1 protein-coding gene is annotated in these 602 nt (G+C 40.2%); it reads right to left on the minus strand.

Annotation, left to right across the window (positions count from 1 at the left end):
- Positions 1-59: 59 nt before the first annotated feature.
- The gene (locus GMD6S_RS09985) at positions 60-506 is read right to left on the minus strand and encodes a hypothetical protein (protein ID WP_237739129.1); all 447 of its coding nucleotides are present in this window, start codon (positions 504-506) and stop codon (positions 60-62) included.
- Positions 507-602 lie beyond the last annotated feature (96 nt).

The raw sequence follows: 602 nt of genomic DNA on the forward strand, positions 1-602 counted from the left end.
TATTTAGCAGTGATTTTGGTAATGATTCCTTTTAGATATTCGTACATAATTTTCACTTTCTATAATTGATTTGCAATTCCTTGTAAATGCGCTGCTCTGATGATAAGAAGCAACCCAAGTACTGCACACACAATAAAAACGAGCCAAACACCTACAGCACCTGTTGCAGCGCTGATAGAAATCATCGCCCCCGCTAAAATAGACGCTAAAGGCTGCGCCATATTAAGGAAACCTGAGTAGGTTCCGAGCTTATTCTCATTCATCATTTCCGCCCGCAAAACTTGGCTTGGCGGCATGCAGATGAGTTCCCCCATAGTATAGAGAATGGCTAGCAAAAACAGAGCCCAGAAACTCCTGAAGACAATGGTGAAAAGCATACCCAAGTCAAAGATAATACTTCCCAATAAAAACTGCGGTATGAGCTTCATTTCCTTGGTCAAACGATTGGCAGTCGTTATGAAGCAAACAATAATCAGGGTATTGATAAAGACCATGATACTGAGCATCTTAGCTCCTGAAATATGAATACCGAAAATACTACTCGCGATGAATGACTCTTTCAAATGAACGGGTATATAATTGTCAATTTGCAACCAGATAAC

Source organism: Streptococcus sp. GMD6S (assembly GCF_000297015.1).

Bases quoted from the DNA above. Each gene is read 5' to 3' on its own strand.
- GMD6S_RS09985 (WP_237739129.1), bottom strand. From the start codon at position 506: ATGCTCAGTATCATGGTCTTTATCAATACCCTGATTATTGTTTGCTTC.